The organism is Klebsiella sp. Q11 (assembly GCF_964241505.1).
GTDB lineage: Bacteria > Pseudomonadota > Gammaproteobacteria > Enterobacterales > Enterobacteriaceae > Klebsiella > Klebsiella michiganensis.
In genome coordinates this window covers 74,691-91,279 of record NZ_CAXSXW010000018.1, presented here as the reverse complement: position 1 = coordinate 91,279, position 16,589 = coordinate 74,691, and the positions used below count along the sequence as shown (strand labels likewise).

Genomic DNA, 16,589 nt, shown 5'->3' with positions numbered 1-16,589 from the left:
AACCGCAGGAAGGAGAAAAGTTATGACTCAGGCTTTTGCACAGACACTCAGTGCTGACACTATCCCGCAGACCGGCGCTGAAGAGGAGATCGGCCAGATGTATCGGGGGACCTATTCCCCGGATGATAACAAGTTGCGGCTTTATGCCTCGCTCCGTCTCGATGAAGAGACGTATAAAAAAGTGCATGATGCGGGGTTCCGGTGGGCGCCGAAACAGGGACTGTTTGTGGCGCCAGCCTGGACACCGGGCCGCGAGGATGTGTTACTGTCTCTCGCCGGTGATATCGGGGACGAAGACAGCACACTCTTTGACCGTCAGGAGCAACGCGCGGAACGCTTTAACGACTACAGCGACAAACGCGCCGGTGAATCTGAGCGGGAGCTTGCGCATGTGGACGCGCTGGCGTCGGCTATCCCCTTCGGTCAGCCGATCCTGGTTGGCCATCACAGCGAACGCCGCGCGCGCCGGGATGCGCAGAAGATTGAAAACGGTATGAAACGCGCGGTGATGCTGTTCGAACGCGCAGAATACTGGGAAGAGCGCGCGCAGGCCTCTTTACGGCACGCGAAGTACAAAGAGCGTCCGGATGTGCGTTACCGTCGTATCAAAAAAATTGAGGCGGAATTACGCAAGGCAGAAAAGCACATTGCCCGGTCTGAAAAGTATCTGACGATGTGGCGCGCGCAGACTCTTGATCTGAAAATGGCGTTACTGGTCAGTAATTATGACCATATTTATGCCAGCTTCACGCTAGACAAATACCCCCGCCCGGCAGAGAAAAGCCAGTATGAGGGCTCGATGTCTCTCCATTCTGCCCTGTCTGAGGACATCATTACTTTTGAACAGGCGCGGGATATTGCGATCCGCTGCCATGAACGCACAATCCGCCATCAGCAACGCTGGGTTCATCATTATCGCAACCGTCTGAGCTATGAGCGCGCCATGCTGGATGAAAGCGGCGGTGTGGTCACCCGGACACAGGAATTTGAGCCTGGCGGGCAGGTGCTGAGCCGGGGCGAGTGGTTAACCATCATCCGCATCAACAAAAGCAATGGTCAGGTTAGTTCGGTGGAAACTCCCTGTTACCGTTTTCTGGGCTACGGCGGCACCATGAAACTGACCCCGGACCGCATCACTGACTATAAAGCTCCCTCAGCCGAAGAGGTCAGCACCGCGAAACAGGCCGCAAAACGTCCCCCGATCGTCAACTATCCGGGGGAGGGATCCCGGGAGATGACCAAAGCCGAATGGGCCAGAATGCCGGGGGACTATAAGGCTGTCCGGGGTGTGGCCGAAACTGAGACGCACGGCGCGTACCGCTTTCGCCGCTGCATGACGCACGGCTGTACGCTGGTGAATGTCTATATCACTGACATGAAAACCGTTGAAATTCCGAAAAAATGACAGGCAGACTCCCCGGCAGGTTGCCGGGGAGATCAGGGAGGTTGACTTATGCACAGAGAACTCAGGGCGCGTATTCAGACGATGCGGGCCAGGCTGGATGACCGGATGCCTGTGACAGAAATCCGGGCCAGTTCACAGCTGTTTGTCTCGCCCGATCCGCTCTGTCGTCGGCTGGTCAGTCTGGCGGAGGTGGTGGACTCTGATCATGTTCTGGAGCCCAGCGCCGGAACGGGCGCCATTCTACGGGCGGTCAGGGAAGGCGCGCCACGGGCACAGTGTGACGCCGTGGAGCTGAACGCGGATTTGGTCTGCCATCTCCGGGATCATTTCCCGGGCGTCAGCGTCTGGCTGGGTGATTTTCTGGAATACCGGCCGGAAAAGCACTACAGCAAAATTATCATGAATCCACCGTTTAACCATGCGCAGGATATCCGGCATATACAGCGGGCAGTGACGCTGCTGGCACCCGGCGGCGTGGTCACTGCGGTCTGTCTGAACGGGCCGCGACAACAATCCATACTGAAGCCGCTTGCTGATGTCTGGGAGCCATTGCCGCGAGGCACATTCACGTATACCGACGTTTCAACTGTTCTGCTCAGGATAGCTGCCTGAAAGCCGGTTAGCCCGGCGGGGGAGTGTGCCCCCGTCTGGCCGCGCTGGAAAAGGCCGCACGCCTGCGGCGCAGGAGGACCGGGCCGCGCTGACGCGCCGCCGGCTCTCCCTCTCCGCGTTCATCCTGTCCCTCTCTTCCTTCTGGTATTCTGGTTTACTGTTGTTCCTTTTTTCCTGTTCCGGATGAGCCGCTGATGGAGCGTGGTCATCCATCTGTTTCTGCCGGCTTTTCTTTTTGCTCTTCGTTTATTTCAGGTCCTGCAGTGGGCGTCCGGGCGGGCTGTCGTGAACGGAGCCAGCCAGGCTGTCTCCGCCCTGTCGGGCTTCCATCCCATGACGCAACGTCAACGGCAGGCTTGCAGCCTCCGTTCCGGAGGCGCCGCCCTGTCGCGCCGTGCCCTGCGCTCCCTGCACCCCGGCCAGTGACCGCCGGGCTGTAAGGGGCACCGCCGTTTCGCGTGCCGCGCCCCGACGTTGCGGCGGGTCCCTGCTCATTTCCTCTCCTGTGCCTTTTCACCGTTTAAGTCCCTTTCGCCGGGGCTGAGACAAGCACAACCCGCCTGGCTGTCCAGGGCCGGCGTGGCCTTTCGCAATAAATTTTTTCCGGCCATTTCGCTTCTCTCCATTAGACCGGAAAAAATTTCCCGCTCACCCCGGACAGCTGCACCGGGCCGTGCTCGTTGACGCCCTTGCGGCGAAGGTTCTCAAACGGGTGAAGGTCATACCTCCGGGAACAAAACAGCAGGTTCACCGACCATAACAACCCGGCCTGCGCCGCCTGATAACGGAGACGCCGCCCTGGGGGGCGGCGGTAAGGAGAAACCTATGCACACGATCATTACCACCGATGTCCTGAAAACCATGTTCGCCGGAGAGCTGGAAGACTACCGCGCCGCCGGTGAAGATTTTCGCCGTGAACTCACCCATGCCGTGATGCGGGATCTGTCCTGTCCGGAGAGCTGGGACGTCAACGGAGAGTACAAAAGTGAATTCGGCGGATTCTTTCCGGTACAGATCCGTTTTTCCCCCTCTCACGGTCATTTTGATGTGGCGGTCTGCAGTCCGGGAGAGCTGAGTACGCGCTGGATGGTCGTTTTTGTGACCCGTGGCGGCCAGCCGTTCTCCGTTGTTCGTAGCATGGAAACATTTAACCCGGAGTTGATCTCCCACACGCTGGCACTGATAGCGTGTCTCGATACTGACGGCTATTCCTTTGCCAGTATCATCAGCACCCTGGCTCAGGAGGGCGAACTGTGATCCCCTCATCCCATGCCATTGTGACCCTGAAACCTGCACGCCAGGCTGCTTTGCAGGCCATCATGTTCGTGGAAGACGCCCGGTTTCGGGGAGCTCGTTTGCCCTCGATGCCCCATGTCCGCACGTTCCTGCGCATGCTGACCGGTTGCAGTCGAATTAACAGCGCCGTCGCCCGGAGTATTCCCGGCCTGCACCGTGATCCGAAAGACCGGCTGAATAATCTGAAGCAGGTGGAAGAGGCACTGGATACGCTGATTGCCAGTCAGGGGGAATGCTGCCCGCTGCCGCTGACAACCGATGTTCAGGCTGAACTTTTTCCGGAAGTGATTCACACCCGAACCGATCGGCGGATGCAGCGTGAAAATATTGCGTTCACCCGGAGAGTTCGGCGTGAAGGCAAAGAGATAGCACATACCTGGTTGCTGCGACAGAACCTGCTGGGGCAGGCTATCACGGAGCTTAACTTTCAGTCACCGGAGACCGTTAACACCTGGTACCGCCAGTGGGCTGACGAGTTTGACGCGCGGGATCTGGAGCCTGCCTTCTGGAACTGGCGATCGCGGTTTGCCTCGCTGGTCTCCCTGGACTGGCTGCGGGATGCCGGGGAGCCGCTGTATGGTGTCATGCATGAAATCAGCTTCATTGTGAGAGAGACACCGGAGTCTGTGCGTCAGGCAGAACGCTGGCAGGTCCCGAACAAGCTGACACACCGGAGCCGCGGATGAAGTGGCGCTATTCCCCGCGCTGGAAACTGGACCGGACCGCATAAACTGGTCTCCGACGTCGTGGAAGCCGGGAAACCTGCTCCCTAATCGATCATGTCGCGCTGGGTGGCGGGCGCAGGATATGCGGTGTGCGTGGGTTTTCTCTTTGGGAGGCAGAGCGTGCCGCTTAGATTGGTGCCCGGACAAAGGCAAGCAGAACAAATCCACCCCTGGATTATCGAAATACTGGCCTTGTCCGGGCAATCCATCGTAGCCATTTGAAAAGCCACAGGCACGTAAAAATTCTTTCAGTCCGTGATAATGACCAGGCCGCTAAGATAACTGCCAGAAAATTAGCTTATAGGTTAACTTTACTTTGATTGAAATTAGCCTGTAGGTTAATATACAGGAAACGGGAGGTCACATGTTTAGCGTCGTTTATCATCCGGATGCCAGGGAAGAAGCCACAGCATTACCCGTAAAAATCAGGGTGAAGTTTGACCGTCTCATCGGCAAACTGGAATATGATGCCCGGTTGCTGCGGGAACCAGACACCAGGCCTCTGGGCGATGGACTTTTCGAGATCCGCACGATGGGGACGGACATCGCCAGGGGCATATGGGTATACCACAAAGGCAATACCATCATTATGCTGCGGGTTTTCATCAAAAAGTCACAGAAAACGCCAGCGAAAGAAATCGATCTCGCCAAAAAGCGTTTAGCGGAGGTACTCAATGAAACTGGTAAGCCATAAAGAACTGCATAGCGAGTGGATGCAGGACGATGAATATCGCGCTGCATGGCAGGAAGAAGAACGCAAGGAGAAGCTCAGAGAGCTGCTGGCAGAATGGCGTAAGCATGACAACCTGACAAAAGCGCAGGTTGCTGAACGCATGGGGGTTACACCTCCGGTTATTTCCCGCCTGGAAAACAACATCACCAAAGCCAGCATTGACACGCTGACCCGATACGCTCATGCCTGCGGTATCAAGAAGCCTGTCATTGCACTGTACTGAGCAACCGGCCGGGGCTGGCCTTTTGTTTCTGTCAGCCCCAGCATTTTGTCTTATAGCAATTATGCGCATGTGTTGTATCGATTCTCACAGACAGGGCATGACAGAAGGTGGCGTAAATAACCAGAAGGGCAGGGGATAACCTGCCCGACTGCGGGAAAAGGCTGCTCACCTGCGGTGCCGGATAATACCGGCTGCGCTACGCGCCGCCCGTATTATTACGGCGCGGGCTTATCTCATCATGATTAATTATTCATCCCTGTTATATCTCATCCGGCATGCTGCTTTTTATCCCTTCCGGTATTTATCCTTACAGGCGAACCCAATGAATTCCGATCCGGGCGTCGTCCCTTTAGGGACACGGCTGTCGTGAACAGAGCCAGCAGGCTGTCTCTGCCCTGCGGGCTTCCATCCTGACGCAAATTCAAATTCACGCTTGCTGCATCCTTGTCAGGATGCGCCGCTTTCACCGTGCCGGCGATAAAGCTGCCGTCACTTTTATGGCGCCACGCCGTTCCGACGTGTCGGGTGTGTGCATCCTGTCCCCCCGGTGAGGCCATCCCCCGTGTGTCCTCACGCGGAGGGCTGGTCGTAGCACCGCCGTGTCGTCGCACAAGGGGTAAATAAACTCCGCCAAAAACTTTTTGCCAGGGACCGCAAAAACTTTTTGTCTCCGCCCCTTGTTCTCCTCCTTACAGCGTTGCTCCTTTGCCCTGTGCCGCGAGAGAACTCACCAGGGAGATGGACAACCATCACCACAGGAGAAAACCAGAATGCACACACGAAACGTCAAAACCGCCGCTCAAGAATCTTCCAGAAAGATGGGGGGAAAAGCCGTGTCATACACGATCCTCGTTGCTGATAAGCCAAAAAACTCAGAGGAAGAGTGGGACGTCATGGAATTCAGCAGCCTTGTTGCGCTGAAAAAATATCGCAGAAGCCACCCGGAAAAAATGAGCTTCAGCTATGGCTATGCCCTCAGCCGTGGCGTGGATAAGCAGTTCTGTCATATCAACGTGGCTGAAGCGGATCATTTCAAACAGTTTGTGCGCCTGATTGAGCGTGCAGGCTTCAATATCCAGGACAACCAGCTATGAACACACAAAACAACAACGTCAACACCGCCGCTTTTGAATCTACCGAAAGATGGGTTATGGCCTGCCCGGAACCGATCGCAGCAAAGGTACTGGCATTTCACGGAAAGAGCGCCAGCTATGCCTTTAATGTCCTGGCTGATTTGAAAGCTGCCGGTGCGTCATATGCACGTCGAAACATTATCGCAGATATGTTCCGGCGTTTAGGCGTGAAGTAACCAATTGAACCAGAAGGAGAAAACTATGTACTTACACCTCACCGAATCTTCAGCCCGTCCGGGAATGCAGGTGACTGCCGAAGCCGAGCATGAATACTGGCTCAGTCGCCAGAAAGCGGCGGTGAAAGCGCCCGCTGAAATCGACGTTCACGCCTTCCATGATGCGCTGGGCCTGATGTACCCGCTCAACTGGTCAACGAGTGAGAACGGCGGCTGGGAGACGTTCATGCTGCAGGAAATGGTCTGCGGTGACGTGGCAGAGATTTATGCCCGCTATGGAGCCAGATATTTCCGGCTGCGGGATGTGTGCAACCTGAGCCATGCGCAGATTAAAACGCGCATAAAGGAGGGATTTAACCTGTTCCAGAAATGAAAAAAGCAGGCTTTCGCCTGCTCATTCCGCGCCGGATACGTACCCGCAAAAGTTTGCATCCGGCATATGTAAAACCAACATGGAGATTAAACCATGCAATTTGACCCGCAAATCGTCGCACAGGCAAACGCGTTTGTAAATGCTTTACGCAGCGGGAAGCGTGCCCACGTCCCCGCTATGCGCCTGGAATACTGGCAACAGTTTTTGACCGTGGTCTACAGCGGCCTCGGTCTGGCGTGATGTGAAACCTGCCGCTCCGTAAGGGGTGGCTTTTTCAGGAGGTAAAATAAGGAGGCCGCGTAAATAACCGGAAGGGCAGGGGATAACCTGCCCGACTGCAGGAAAAGGCCGCGCACCTGCGGTGCAGAATAATACCGGCTGCGCTACGCGCCGCCGGTATTACTCCGGCGCGGCGTTATCTCATCAATATTCTTTATTCATCCCTGTTACATCTCTTCCTGCATGCTGCTGTTTATCTCTTCCGGAATTTATCTCTGGTGAGAGATTAAATAAATACTGACCCGGGCGTCGTCCCTTTAGGGACACGGCTGTCGTGAACAGAGCCAGCAGGCTGTCTCTGCCCTGCGGGCTTCCATCCTGACGCAAATTCAAAATCTCGCTTGCTGCATCCCTATCAGGATGCGCCGCTCTCACCGTGGCGATAAATACCCGCCATTCTTTGGCCTGAACGTGAATCCAATAAAGACCGGATTGACGTTCAGGGTTGTGTGCATTCTCAATTCTGCGCGATATCGCCCGACATCATCTTTCGCGGAGGGCGGCTTTTAGCATCGCCCGTGGCGTAAATAAAGGGTATATAAACGCTTCGCGCCCCTTTATTTACTCCCCGTCAGCTGCAAATTGCCCTTTGCCGCTCAGTGATGAAGTCGAACGATTTAATAAAACGCGAAGGAGACAACCAGCATGCACACAATACACGTCAACACCGCCACTCGTGAATCAGACGAACAATTTAAAACAGATAAATATCTGCGCTGTGCAGTGACCGATAACAAGGCGTGTCTGGATTTTATCCAGGCGCTCTTTTTTACCCCGTCTGCGGATAATATGGCAGATAACTGGTTACGCCAGCACTCCGATTACGACGGTGGTTTCTGGTCTTACTGGATTATTCCGCAGGGTGTCGGTGGGAATATTGCACCAAACCGTATCCAGTTCATCACCACCCAGACCAGATATATTGCGCCGGAAGGTGAGCAACGTTACAGGATGAACATCCCTGAGAATTATTTTGAGAATGAATTCAGCGCCGATGCAGCAGGAATTATTGCCACGCTGATGGTGATGAACAGTCTGTCCTGGCAGGTGTCAGAAATGGGGCCGGAATATGCACGGATCTGTCATCATCTTGTGTCCCGGCAGGATGCGTTGAGGAATTATGTCAACATTATCCAGCATCCCGAACGTCATTTAATCTGGCGTGCGATTGGTTAGTCGTGTAATGAAAGTAAAGGCCTCACGAATGAGGCCTTTACTTTTTAACAGCATGGGGTTGTCCTGCATTTTTATTGGTTTTGATGGCCCGGTAGATAACCTCAATCTTCCTCGCATATGCCAGTCGTCGCATGGCCTGCCTGTCCGTTCTGCGGAACCCGGCGTTGTAGGCACCGACCGCCTCCCAGCTTATACCCCATTTCTGAAACGCCAGTGCCAGATAATATGCGCCGGTGTAAATATTCAGGCAGGCATCTGTCAGAAGATTTTGCGGTTTAATTCCGTACCGCGACAGTTGCATATGGTGCTGCGAATCGATTTGCATCAGTCCGGCACCGTAGCCTGTTCCCGGATTTTTTCCGATGGCACCCACCACCCATTTTGACTCCTGCCATGAAATAGCCCGGAGCAGATCCGGATCTATTCGATAATCCCGTCCTGCCATATCAAAACAATCCGCTGCCATTGACGAACTGGAAAATAAAAAAAGAGTGAATGCCAGTGCCATTCCTTTCATGGTTATCCCTCCGGGGCCAGATGCCGGAATTACGTTAACCCATCCCAGATGCAGACTCAACAAATATGCACTCCTCACCACAAAATCACCACACCCCACGCAAAATTAATATTTTGCAGATTTGGCATTTGAAACAGTGAGTTAAGGAAAAAATAATGTGCAGCACATTATTTAATGTGCTAAAGCGATTCGCTTATGAATCTGAAGCGATTCGTTAATGAATTGCACGCGATTCAGTAGAGACTAATTTTTCTAAAAACATGTGTTTACAAGTATCGTGAATCTATATTAGATTCGTCAAAAATCGAACAGTGATTCGTGAGGGGATTCATCATTCTGTTGTGATGAATCTAATGGTGAATCGTGCAGAAAACCGCTTCTTCAATATGTTGTATATGTCTTAAGTCTCCGGGTATAAATAAGAGGGTATATGGCTAAAATTCAGGTGTACGTTAATGATAATGTTTCTGAGAAAATCAATGCAATTGCCGTTCAGAGGCGTGCAGAAGGTGCAAAGGAGAAAGATATCAGCTATTCAAGCATTGCATCCATGTTACTTGAACTCGGGTTGCGTGTATATGAAGCACAACTGGAGCGCAAGGAGTCAGGCTTTAATCAAATGGCCTTTAATAAGGCCTTGCTTGAAAGTGTCATAAAGACTCAGTTTTCAGTGAATAAAGTTCTGGGTATTGAGTGCCTGAGTCCCCATGTTAAAGACGATCCCCGGTGGCAATGGAAGGGAATGGTTCAAAATATCCAGGAGGATGTTCAGGAAATCATGCACCGATTTTTCCCTGAAGATGAGAGTGAAGGCGAGGAATAGAATAAGACTTTTCGTATGATGCATCTTGTTAGCTGGTAATTATGTTTTTATTGTTATCGTAAAAATTATTGTTCTTTTCTTGATAGTTATTTCAGTATAAAGATCTGCTTTAATTTGATGACTTTGTAGGAAGTGAGATTTATAATTTAAACGTAGTTTAAAATTTGTGAAACATTGGTGTAGAGAGGTATCAGCTCCCTACACCAACTATCCATAGAAACCTTCTAAGGAGGCACCTATGTGTGCGATGGATCGTAGTGGTGATGACAGAGTAAGTCAATCAGTAAAGGATGTTCTTCTTCACATAAAAGAACTGTATCATTCTTCACCAGTTTCTGTGTGTGTCAGAAACTCTGAAAGAGAATTCCTCTATAAAAACACTTCATTTGACCAGTTGTATGCTTATCTATTAAATAAAGAAAAATCTAATTTCAAAAATGTTGTACCAATAGAGGTTGATGTGTTCCTCTTGAGGCTAGAGGTTGAGTGTAGCTTACTTGGGAATGGTGGTGTTTTAAGTAAGTCCTTTTCTAATAAAGGAACTGGCTTTAACGTTTATATGGAATGCCGCCAGGCAGAAAACGGTGATATTATCGTGATTTGGATGCTTAATTTGTTAATAATTAGGCCTCTTGCAGGATTTAGAGTTTTTAAACAGGACCTACATTCCAGAAAAAAATTTGATGAATTAATAAGCCGTTTAACTAATAAAAACCTCATAACACTCTCCTTTTATATGTCCGGGTTTGATGTTTCAGAAATATCAATTGCTATGAACGTTGAAACAAAAACCATTGATTCAAGAATCGAGAGATCAAAAAAACTAATTAAGCAGTATTACCCCTCATTTGTTCAGTTTAAATATGAATGTTTCCGTAACAAGGCAATATACTTTTTTATTGAACAAACACTCGATTATCTTTTGTTAGAGCTTTGTTAAAAAAGTGAGGGGGATTTCCTGTATTCCCCCCCAATCAAATCTATGCAATGATTTGACTATGAGATCTCTAATCGGAGAAGTTGTGTGTCAAAGCGTTATACCAACACTGGAAATAAAAATATTGTTTCCGTTTACCTTGATGACGACACTCATGCAGTTTTAGTTAGCGCAAAGAACCGTAGTGGCAGAACTAAATCAACCGAGGTCGCGATGCGTCTCAAAGATCATCTGAGACGCTTTCCAAACTATATCTTTTCTGAACAACGAGAGGAGGAAGAAAGATAGTAATTTAATCAACTAAATACAGATGTGATTTTCAACTAACGTATACATTCTCTTTAAAGGAAATAAATATGAATGCTGTATTAAGTATTCAGGGAAATACTTTCTCTGAAGAAACCAAACCGTCTTTTCTGTCACGTGTTTTCAACAAAAAGTCAGCCCTGAAAGTGACCAAGGCTGTGCTGCCGGTAGCCGCTCTGGCGGCGTTCTTCCCGGACGCCGCGATGGCCACCACCACGGCGACCGACCTGATGAAATCCGGGGATGCTACCGTTAAAGGCACGTTCGGTAAGTCTTCCAGCGTCGTCAAGTGGGTGGTTCTGGCTGAAGTCGTAGCAGGCGGCATCATGTACATGATGACCAAAAACGTGAAGTTCCTGTTCGGCTTCGCCATCATTTCGACCTTTATTACCATCGGTATGTCGGTCGCCGGTTACTGACAGGAAATACGTGATGACGGGAGACGAATTAAAGAAATACCGTTTCCCGGAAACACTGACTAACCAGAGCCGCTGGTTTGGCTTATATCTTGATGAACTTATCCCGGCAGGGATTTGTCTCGGCTGGGGTTTCTGGACCAGTAAGTTCTTATTTGGTATAGCTGCAGCGGCACTGGTTTTCTGGGGTATCAAGAAACTGAAAAAAGGGCGGGGCAGTTCCTGGTTACGCGACCTGATTTACTGGTATCTGCCCACCTCCCTTCTTAAAGGTTTCTTTCATGATGTTCCGGACTCCTGTTTCCGGCAGTGGATTAAATAAATCAACGGGGAAATAACATATGGAACATGGTGCCAGACAAAGTACCACGCGTGTTATCGCCGTGGGGTTTATCTGTCTGGGGACGCTTTTTACCCTCAGCCTTGCGACAAATATCATACAGAGCATTAATAACTATCGCCTGCAGACAGAACAGAAAGTGGTAGTCACGCCAATGTTGTTCAGCGCGCCATTTGCTGTATCACAGAATCAGGCGGACGCGTCATATCTGGAGCAGCTGGGCCTGAGCTTTATTGCATTACGTCTTAACGTCACGCCGGAAACGGTCGACGCCCAGCATGCCCAGCTGCTCCGGTATGTTTTTCCCGGGGCGCAGAACAGCCTCAAAATCCAGCTGGCAGAAGATGCTAAGCGGATAAAAGACAATAATGTGAATGCCTCTTTTTATATGACGTCTGTCCGTGCGTACCCGGCTGAAAATCGGGTGGATATCCGCGGAGAACTGAAAACGTGGATAGGGGATTCTGCCCCCTACAGTGAAATTAAAAGTTACGTCCTGCAGTTTAATCGTGTGGATGGTGTCAGCTGGCTGGCGCGTTTTGGAGAAATAAATAATGAAAAACATTAACCCGTTATTTCTCTCCGGTTGCCTGTTTTTTTCGCTACCTGCGATATCGGCCACCCTCAGCGGTACGCTGGCGCCGACCGTTGTTCCCCTTGCGAACGGCGGGCAGGCAAACATCGCCGTGAGTAACACGGACCCCAACCTCTTCACCGTTTCCGGTGACCGTATTACTGCAATTAACAGTCTGGACGGTGGTCTGACAAACCAGGAGCAGACCGACAGCGGTGGCGCCATTCTGGCCACGGTCAGCAAAAAACCGTTCACCTTTATTGTGGAAACCGAGCGCGGACTGAACTTTTCCATCCGGGCGGTACCACGCGCCGGGGTTGGCCGGACTATCCAGCTGGTCTCCGAGCTCGTGGGGACACCGGGTCCCGCTAAATCATGGGAAGAATCCGGTCCGTATGAAGGTATTCTGGTTTCTCTTAACCGTGCTGTTCGCCAGGGTCAGATCCCTGATGAATACCAGGCTGTTCCTGTCACATCGGAATCACTGCAGGTGCCCGCTGGTCTGCGTGCGACAGCGGAAAAAGTCTGGACCGGGCATCACCTGAAAGTGGTGCGCTACAGCCTCGAAAATATCAGTTTTTCGCCCCGAATGATCCGCGAAAGCGATTTCTGGCAACCCGGCACCCGCGCCATCATGCTCAGCAGCCCTGCTGGCCAGCTGACCGGTGGTGGCCGGATGCAGGTCTGGATCACCACCTCTGAAGGGGGGCGCTGATGGCCAACTTCAATACGATCATCAAACGTAAGCAGTACCTGTGGCTGGGCCTCATTCTGGTCGGTGGCGCGGGCGCCATCGGGGGGGGAATGTATCTTTCTGACCTGAACCTGAGTTCGGAAGAAGAGGCCCCTGTGCAGGGAGAGCCGGCCCCGGATATGACCGGTGTGGTTGACAGTAATTTCAACAGCAAAGTGGAGCAGCATGCGACAACGGAGATGCAGGCCACTGCTGCGGACCTGAACAAGCGCTTTGGCGCGCTGCAGGGCGAAGTGGACATACTGAGTAAGGGCCGTGCTGCCGATCAGGTTCGTATCGAGCAACTCAGCAATGAGAATGCCGCGATGCAGGAGCAACTGAGGACGCTGGGCGTCAGGCCATCCGTTCCTGGTGGAGAGCCGGCGCCGACCCCTCCCTCTCCGGCACCCGGGCCGGAAGGTGAACCGCAACCGGCAAATTATCCGCCACAGCCTGGTGGTGCGGTACCACCGCCGACCGCTTTCTATCCGGGTAACGGTACTGTGCAACCCCCGCAGGTCAGTTATCAGTCTGTACCGGTACCGAACCAGATCAACCGTAAAACGTTCATCTACAACAAAGGGAAAAAGGGCAGGGAGCTGCCGTATATCCCGTCAGGCAGTTTTGCGAAAAGCAGCCTGATCGAAGGCGCCGATGCGAATGCTTCCGTGACCGGGAATGAATCAACCGTACCGATGCAGTTACGCATCATCGGTCGGGTGGAAATGCCGAACAGTAAAACCTATGACCTGACCGGCTGCTTTGTCGGACTGGAAGCCTGGGGGGATGTCTCCAGTGAGCGTGCCATTGTCCGGACCCGCAATATCAGCTGCATCAAAGGGGATAAAACCATCGACCAGCCGATTAACGGTCACGTCTCATTTATGGGCAAGAACGGTGTGAAAGGCGAGGTGGTGATGCGTAACGGCAAAATCCTCGGCTGGGCCTGGGGCGCAGGCTTTGTTGACGGGATTGGTCAGGGCATGGAGCGGGCTTCGCAACCTGCTGTTGGCCTGGGTGCAACGGCATCCGTTGGCGCCGGTGACGTGCTGAAAATGGGGATTGGCGGCGGGGCATCCAAAGCCGCACAGACCCTGAGTGAGTATTACATCAAACGCGCTGAACAGTATCACCCGATCATCCCGATTGGTGCCGGTAACGAAGTCACGGTGGTGTTCCAGGACGGTTTCCAGCTGAAAACCATTGAAGAGCTGGAAGCGGAAAAGAACGGGCAACAGCAGGCGCAGAACCAGGCACAACCTGAACAACCCGAGAGCAGGTCGCAGCAATCCGGCGGGAACCTCAATGGTTTTAATACCGATGAGATGCTGAAGAAACTGGGCAAGCTTGACCCGCGTGAGTTCTCGCCGGGGGCTGCACCTCAGGGAGATAACAATGGTTAATACAGGAAAAATCGGGGAGAAGAAAAGTCTGTCAGTTCCTCAATCTGCAAATTATTTAGACCCGAAAATTTATGAAGAGCTTATAAGAACTGCTGACAGTGTCGCTGAGGCTGTATTCAGGAACAGTTACTGGAAATTAATTTTTAATAAATAAACAGAGGACAGGTGAATATATGAAGGAATTAATAATGTTAATTCCTCTGGGCAGCGCTTTGCTTTTAACAGGGTGCGCGGGCACAGAGACGGAGTTCGAATGTAATGCCACGACATCGGATACCTGTATGACGATGGAGCAGGCAAATGAGAAGGCGAAAGCAAAAGAGGAAAGTGCTTCGGCAAAGCCGGCTGCGGCCGGGTTGCTACGACTGGCTGACGGCAATTTCAGAACGACGTCGCCGGGTTCATACCCGTTGCCGCCACAACCCGGGTTTGTGAAAACAAAAAGTGCATCGGTTGCGCCGGTAAATAAAAGCAATTCCGGTTTGCTGAATAATACCGCTGCGGCAGCCAGACCGGTTTATACCGTGAATACGGTTATGCCGTCAGTGCGTCCGGTAACGGTATCAACCCTGACTTCACCGCCGACGGTACCCGGCCAATATCCGCGTCCCCTGAGAAAGGGGGAACAGATAACGTCGTTGTGGGTGGCACCCTATATCGACACCGATGATGTTTATCACCAGCCGTCGACGGTTTTATTTGTTGTCACACCATCGGCATGGGGTCAGCCCCGCATTAACTAATTAACAGCGCCGTAAATGGCGCTGTGAAGACGCAATGAATACCGGATTTAAAACGAGTGCCCTGTGCGTTGAAAGGGATGGGCGGTAGCGTGTTTTATAGCAGGAGAGATTATGGACAATAATAAGGCTTTGCTTTCTTTATGTGTGCTGTCGGTCGTGTTGATGAGTGCTGTGTTAGTTTTTAAGCAAACCCAACCCGGCAATGACGATTTAATTAAAGACGGGAAGTACTGGACCACTGCGTGTTCCCTCAAAGAAGTTGATATCCCCACAGGAATGTTTACCAGTAACATTAATCGACTGGATTGTTCAGGTGTTGTTGTGAATGTAGTGACGGATAAATACGATCAGGCAGTATCCGCGTATAACAAATCTAAAAATCAGGGGTGATACAGGATGATTAAAGCGAAAATACTGGAATCAAAACCTGTGAGCCACGGAACGATACTTTGAGAAACTATTCAGGAGAGTGAAATGAACGCATTTTACTATGGTATCAATCTGGGATGGATAGCGGGAATATTTCTGGCACTCTTTATTGTAGGGGGCATCCTGGCAGCATCAATGTGTGCAATCCCACAGAAGTATCAAAGCCGTTTAAATGCTGGAAACACCTTTATCTGGAGCTCACTGGCCGCCGTGGTGGGACTGGCTGGGATACTCCCGATCCTGATTATGACGGTATCAATGGATGACCTGGAAGCGGGTAAACACTGGCAAACAGAATGCAAGCTAATGGAAGTCAACATTCGGGATGGCTCCTTTTCAGAGGCTGTGAATAAGTTAGATTGCGCCGGGGTTATCATCAATGTACCTTCCGAAAAATATTATCGTTATATCTCTGAGTGGCAATTGTATAAGGCTAAAAACAAATGAAATCAGATGAGGCGAGCTGGTTTAAACATGCTCTTAATTTGTCTGCAGCAATCATTTTTGCAGGATTCCTGTTTTATCCTGTTTACACGAATTACAGAGATAACAAAATGGCGACTGAACAACAGTTGCTGAAAATTTCTCAAGGAACACCCTGTGCGGGAGAGGCTTTTCGGAAGGTGCTTCTTAATAATTCGGAGACGTTAACCCTTCGCTCAGCGAATAAAATTGCCTCAGAGTGTGACGAGAGGGATAAGCAACTTCAGGTATTAAGTAAAACACGCTCCGATGAGGGGTGAATATATCCGTAGTGGCAATTGCATAAGGCTGGCGATAAATTATTTTACCCGGTTGGCATAATAATTATTAATGAGATTTTTTAATTATGGCTTTGATTAAAAAGTATGGCTTTCTGCTTATTCCTGCGTTGTACTGGCTCATCTATCTGGGTGTCAGATTGACTTACAACGGACTGGCTGGAGAGTACACACCTGATTTCATTCAGAGTATACGCCATGACGGTGTGTTTATTATCTGCAGCTTACTGGTGTTTTATATTGCCTGTTTAAGAGTTGATGTCAGTGACGGAGAGCTTTCAGGGGTGCTCTTTTTGGCTGTTATTCTTTTTCATGTTGCTGCATTAATTATCTCGCTTCTTATCTGTTTATGGCAGGGGGCGCTGTTGTCGGATGTTATTTTTATCTGGCAACTGGGCACCTCGATGATGATGTTAGTGTTCATCCCTGTACTCACTTTTAGATATGCTTAGTTATCCCATAAAAAATACAGCGTC

Annotated in this window: 26 protein-coding genes and 2 pseudogenes; 26 read left to right on the top strand and 2 right to left on the bottom strand. The window is 51.0% G+C overall.

What is annotated here, in order from left to right:
* The first annotated feature begins 97 nt into the window (after positions 1-97).
* A complete protein-coding gene (locus ACESQ2_RS24365; RefSeq protein ID WP_086544384.1) occupies positions 98-1,405 on the top strand; it encodes a DUF3560 domain-containing protein in 1,308 nt (435 codons plus the stop codon).
* A gap of 48 nt (positions 1,406-1,453) precedes the next feature.
* Entirely contained in the window at positions 1,454-2,017 is a 564-nt protein-coding gene (locus tag ACESQ2_RS24360; RefSeq protein WP_032700843.1) for a trans-aconitate 2-methyltransferase, read from the top strand.
* A 273-nt stretch (positions 2,018-2,290) separates the two neighbouring features.
* On the opposite strand, the pseudogene ACESQ2_RS24355 reads toward ACESQ2_RS24360, so the two are convergent.
* Positions 2,291-2,534 (bottom strand): annotated as a pseudogene (locus ACESQ2_RS24355) (hypothetical protein); the annotation flags it as partial.
* 308 nt (positions 2,535-2,842) lie between these two features.
* On the opposite strand from ACESQ2_RS24355, the gene psiB reads away from it, so the two are divergent.
* From psiB to ACESQ2_RS24305, 10 genes and pseudogenes are all read left to right on the top strand, one after another.
* A complete protein-coding gene (gene psiB, locus ACESQ2_RS24350; RefSeq protein ID WP_004118968.1) occupies positions 2,843-3,274 on the top strand; it encodes a conjugation system SOS inhibitor PsiB in 432 nt (143 codons plus the stop codon).
* Positions 3,271-3,999 carry a plasmid SOS inhibition protein A gene (locus ACESQ2_RS24345; RefSeq protein WP_004118966.1) on the top strand — a complete coding sequence of 243 codons (729 nt, stop codon included), beginning with the start codon at positions 3,271-3,273 and terminating at the stop codon, positions 3,997-3,999. Before psiB ends, ACESQ2_RS24345 begins: the two co-directional genes overlap by 4 nt.
* Positions 3,996-4,194, top strand: a pseudogene (locus ACESQ2_RS24340) (theronine dehydrogenase); the annotation flags it as partial. The gene ACESQ2_RS24345 and the pseudogene ACESQ2_RS24340, both read left to right, overlap by 4 nt.
* A 208-nt stretch (positions 4,195-4,402) precedes the next feature.
* Positions 4,403-4,732 carry a type II toxin-antitoxin system RelE/ParE family toxin gene (locus ACESQ2_RS24335; protein ID WP_004118963.1) on the top strand — a complete coding sequence of 110 codons (330 nt, stop codon included), beginning with the start codon at positions 4,403-4,405 and terminating at the stop codon, positions 4,730-4,732.
* Positions 4,713-4,994, top strand: a complete 282-nt coding sequence (locus ACESQ2_RS24330) for a helix-turn-helix transcriptional regulator (RefSeq protein WP_004118961.1) — start codon at positions 4,713-4,715, stop codon at positions 4,992-4,994. Before ACESQ2_RS24335 ends, ACESQ2_RS24330 begins: the two co-directional genes overlap by 20 nt.
* An 818-nt stretch (positions 4,995-5,812) precedes the next feature.
* Positions 5,813-6,088, top strand: coding sequence for a hypothetical protein (locus tag ACESQ2_RS24325; protein WP_032700867.1), 276 nt, complete (start codon positions 5,813-5,815; stop codon positions 6,086-6,088).
* A 56-nt stretch (positions 6,089-6,144) separates the two neighbouring features.
* Positions 6,145-6,303 (top strand): hypothetical protein, encoded by a 159-nt coding sequence (locus ACESQ2_RS24320; protein ID WP_162180130.1) that lies wholly within the window; start codon positions 6,145-6,147, stop codon positions 6,301-6,303.
* Between the two features lie 25 nt (positions 6,304-6,328).
* Positions 6,329-6,676 (top strand): hypothetical protein, encoded by a 348-nt coding sequence (locus ACESQ2_RS24315; RefSeq protein WP_032700835.1) that lies wholly within the window; start codon positions 6,329-6,331, stop codon positions 6,674-6,676.
* A 93-nt stretch (positions 6,677-6,769) separates the two neighbouring features.
* On the top strand, positions 6,770-6,916 hold the full coding sequence (locus ACESQ2_RS24310; RefSeq protein WP_032700834.1) for a hypothetical protein: 147 nt from the start codon (positions 6,770-6,772) through the stop codon (positions 6,914-6,916).
* A 684-nt stretch (positions 6,917-7,600) separates the two neighbouring features.
* Positions 7,601-8,131 carry an antirestriction protein gene (locus ACESQ2_RS24305; protein WP_032716647.1) on the top strand — a complete coding sequence of 177 codons (531 nt, stop codon included), beginning with the start codon at positions 7,601-7,603 and terminating at the stop codon, positions 8,129-8,131.
* Positions 8,132-8,168: 37 nt separating this feature from the next.
* Here ACESQ2_RS24305 and ACESQ2_RS24300 read toward each other — a convergent pair whose 3' ends face one another.
* Positions 8,169-8,648, bottom strand: a complete 480-nt coding sequence (locus ACESQ2_RS24300; protein WP_032716648.1) for a transglycosylase SLT domain-containing protein — start codon at positions 8,646-8,648, stop codon at positions 8,169-8,171.
* A 430-nt stretch (positions 8,649-9,078) separates the two neighbouring features.
* Here ACESQ2_RS24300 and traM point away from each other — a divergent pair, with 430 nt between their 5' ends.
* The 14 genes from traM (at position 9,079) to ACESQ2_RS24230 (ending at position 16,565) form a co-directional block, all read left to right on the top strand.
* The gene (gene traM, locus ACESQ2_RS24295; RefSeq protein WP_032736874.1) at positions 9,079-9,471 is read left to right on the top strand and encodes a conjugal transfer relaxosome DNA-binding protein TraM; all 393 of its coding nucleotides are present in this window, start codon (positions 9,079-9,081) and stop codon (positions 9,469-9,471) included.
* A gap of 238 nt (positions 9,472-9,709) precedes the next feature.
* A complete protein-coding gene (locus tag ACESQ2_RS24290) occupies positions 9,710-10,411 on the top strand; it encodes a hypothetical protein (RefSeq protein ID WP_049078394.1) in 702 nt (233 codons plus the stop codon).
* 84 nt (positions 10,412-10,495) lie between these two features.
* On the top strand, positions 10,496-10,696 hold the full coding sequence (locus ACESQ2_RS24285; protein ID WP_060415469.1) for a TraY domain-containing protein: 201 nt from the start codon (positions 10,496-10,498) through the stop codon (positions 10,694-10,696).
* A 68-nt stretch (positions 10,697-10,764) separates the two neighbouring features.
* The gene (traA, locus tag ACESQ2_RS24280) at positions 10,765-11,133 is read left to right on the top strand and encodes a type IV conjugative transfer system pilin TraA (RefSeq protein ID WP_032736871.1); all 369 of its coding nucleotides are present in this window, start codon (positions 10,765-10,767) and stop codon (positions 11,131-11,133) included.
* 13 nt (positions 11,134-11,146) lie between these two features.
* Positions 11,147-11,452 carry a type IV conjugative transfer system protein TraL gene (gene traL / locus ACESQ2_RS24275; protein ID WP_032736870.1) on the top strand — a complete coding sequence of 102 codons (306 nt, stop codon included), beginning with the start codon at positions 11,147-11,149 and terminating at the stop codon, positions 11,450-11,452.
* Between the two features lie 19 nt (positions 11,453-11,471).
* Positions 11,472-12,038 carry a type IV conjugative transfer system protein TraE gene (gene traE, locus ACESQ2_RS24270; protein WP_032736869.1) on the top strand — a complete coding sequence of 189 codons (567 nt, stop codon included), beginning with the start codon at positions 11,472-11,474 and terminating at the stop codon, positions 12,036-12,038.
* Positions 12,025-12,759 (top strand): type-F conjugative transfer system secretin TraK, encoded by a 735-nt coding sequence (traK, locus tag ACESQ2_RS24265; protein WP_032736867.1) that lies wholly within the window; start codon positions 12,025-12,027, stop codon positions 12,757-12,759. The genes traE and traK overlap by 14 nt, the downstream gene beginning before the upstream one ends.
* Entirely contained in the window at positions 12,759-14,180 is a 1,422-nt protein-coding gene (gene traB / locus ACESQ2_RS24260; protein ID WP_032736866.1) for an F-type conjugal transfer pilus assembly protein TraB, read from the top strand. The genes traK and traB overlap by 1 nt, the downstream gene beginning before the upstream one ends.
* On the top strand, positions 14,173-14,334 hold the full coding sequence (locus tag ACESQ2_RS24255) for a hypothetical protein (RefSeq protein WP_154235504.1): 162 nt from the start codon (positions 14,173-14,175) through the stop codon (positions 14,332-14,334). The genes traB and ACESQ2_RS24255 overlap by 8 nt, the downstream gene beginning before the upstream one ends.
* Before the next feature lie 19 nt (positions 14,335-14,353).
* Complete coding sequence (gene traV, locus ACESQ2_RS24250) at positions 14,354-14,923, top strand: type IV conjugative transfer system lipoprotein TraV (protein WP_042946293.1); 570 nt, start codon at positions 14,354-14,356, stop codon at positions 14,921-14,923.
* A 111-nt stretch (positions 14,924-15,034) separates the two neighbouring features.
* Positions 15,035-15,313 carry a hypothetical protein gene (locus tag ACESQ2_RS24245; RefSeq protein WP_032736865.1) on the top strand — a complete coding sequence of 93 codons (279 nt, stop codon included), beginning with the start codon at positions 15,035-15,037 and terminating at the stop codon, positions 15,311-15,313.
* Positions 15,314-15,397: 84 nt separating this feature from the next.
* The gene (locus tag ACESQ2_RS24240) at positions 15,398-15,799 is read left to right on the top strand and encodes a hypothetical protein (protein WP_049077823.1); all 402 of its coding nucleotides are present in this window, start codon (positions 15,398-15,400) and stop codon (positions 15,797-15,799) included.
* A complete protein-coding gene (locus ACESQ2_RS24235) occupies positions 15,796-16,095 on the top strand; it encodes a hypothetical protein (protein WP_032736863.1) in 300 nt (99 codons plus the stop codon). Before ACESQ2_RS24240 ends, ACESQ2_RS24235 begins: the two co-directional genes overlap by 4 nt.
* Positions 16,096-16,181: 86 nt before the next feature.
* Complete coding sequence (locus ACESQ2_RS24230) at positions 16,182-16,565, top strand: hypothetical protein (protein WP_042946290.1); 384 nt, start codon at positions 16,182-16,184, stop codon at positions 16,563-16,565.
* Positions 16,566-16,589 lie beyond the last annotated feature (24 nt).

Excerpts from the sequence above, each read along its gene's own strand:
- ACESQ2_RS24365 (WP_086544384.1), top strand. The coding sequence starts at position 98 with ATGTATCGGGGGACCTATTCCCCGGATGATAACAAGTTGCGGCTTTAT.
- ACESQ2_RS24360 (WP_032700843.1), top strand. The coding sequence starts at position 1,454 with ATGCACAGAGAACTCAGGGCGCGTATTCAGACGATGCGGGCCAGGCTG.
- psiB (WP_004118968.1), top strand. The coding sequence starts at position 2,843 with ATGCACACGATCATTACCACCGATGTCCTGAAAACCATGTTCGCCGGA.
- ACESQ2_RS24335 (WP_004118963.1), top strand. The coding sequence starts at position 4,403 with ATGTTTAGCGTCGTTTATCATCCGGATGCCAGGGAAGAAGCCACAGCA.
- ACESQ2_RS24330 (WP_004118961.1), top strand. The coding sequence starts at position 4,713 with ATGAAACTGGTAAGCCATAAAGAACTGCATAGCGAGTGGATGCAGGAC.
- ACESQ2_RS24325 (WP_032700867.1), top strand. The coding sequence starts at position 5,813 with ATGGGGGGAAAAGCCGTGTCATACACGATCCTCGTTGCTGATAAGCCA.
- ACESQ2_RS24320 (WP_162180130.1), top strand. The coding sequence starts at position 6,145 with ATGGCCTGCCCGGAACCGATCGCAGCAAAGGTACTGGCATTTCACGGA.
- ACESQ2_RS24315 (WP_032700835.1), top strand. The coding sequence starts at position 6,329 with ATGTACTTACACCTCACCGAATCTTCAGCCCGTCCGGGAATGCAGGTG.
- ACESQ2_RS24310 (WP_032700834.1), top strand. The coding sequence starts at position 6,770 with ATGCAATTTGACCCGCAAATCGTCGCACAGGCAAACGCGTTTGTAAAT.
- ACESQ2_RS24305 (WP_032716647.1), top strand. The coding sequence starts at position 7,601 with ATGCACACAATACACGTCAACACCGCCACTCGTGAATCAGACGAACAA.
- ACESQ2_RS24300 (WP_032716648.1), bottom strand. The coding sequence starts at position 8,648 with ATGAAAGGAATGGCACTGGCATTCACTCTTTTTTTATTTTCCAGTTCG.
- traM (WP_032736874.1), top strand. The coding sequence starts at position 9,079 with ATGGCTAAAATTCAGGTGTACGTTAATGATAATGTTTCTGAGAAAATC.
- ACESQ2_RS24290 (WP_049078394.1), top strand. The coding sequence starts at position 9,710 with ATGTGTGCGATGGATCGTAGTGGTGATGACAGAGTAAGTCAATCAGTA.
- traA (WP_032736871.1), top strand. The coding sequence starts at position 10,765 with ATGAATGCTGTATTAAGTATTCAGGGAAATACTTTCTCTGAAGAAACC.
- traL (WP_032736870.1), top strand. The coding sequence starts at position 11,147 with ATGACGGGAGACGAATTAAAGAAATACCGTTTCCCGGAAACACTGACT.
- traE (WP_032736869.1), top strand. The coding sequence starts at position 11,472 with ATGGAACATGGTGCCAGACAAAGTACCACGCGTGTTATCGCCGTGGGG.
- traK (WP_032736867.1), top strand. The coding sequence starts at position 12,025 with ATGAAAAACATTAACCCGTTATTTCTCTCCGGTTGCCTGTTTTTTTCG.
- traB (WP_032736866.1), top strand. The coding sequence starts at position 12,759 with ATGGCCAACTTCAATACGATCATCAAACGTAAGCAGTACCTGTGGCTG.
- ACESQ2_RS24255 (WP_154235504.1), top strand. The coding sequence starts at position 14,173 with ATGGTTAATACAGGAAAAATCGGGGAGAAGAAAAGTCTGTCAGTTCCT.
- traV (WP_042946293.1), top strand. The coding sequence starts at position 14,354 with ATGAAGGAATTAATAATGTTAATTCCTCTGGGCAGCGCTTTGCTTTTA.
- ACESQ2_RS24245 (WP_032736865.1), top strand. The coding sequence starts at position 15,035 with ATGGACAATAATAAGGCTTTGCTTTCTTTATGTGTGCTGTCGGTCGTG.
- ACESQ2_RS24240 (WP_049077823.1), top strand. The coding sequence starts at position 15,398 with ATGAACGCATTTTACTATGGTATCAATCTGGGATGGATAGCGGGAATA.
- ACESQ2_RS24235 (WP_032736863.1), top strand. The coding sequence starts at position 15,796 with ATGAAATCAGATGAGGCGAGCTGGTTTAAACATGCTCTTAATTTGTCT.
- ACESQ2_RS24230 (WP_042946290.1), top strand. The coding sequence starts at position 16,182 with ATGGCTTTGATTAAAAAGTATGGCTTTCTGCTTATTCCTGCGTTGTAC.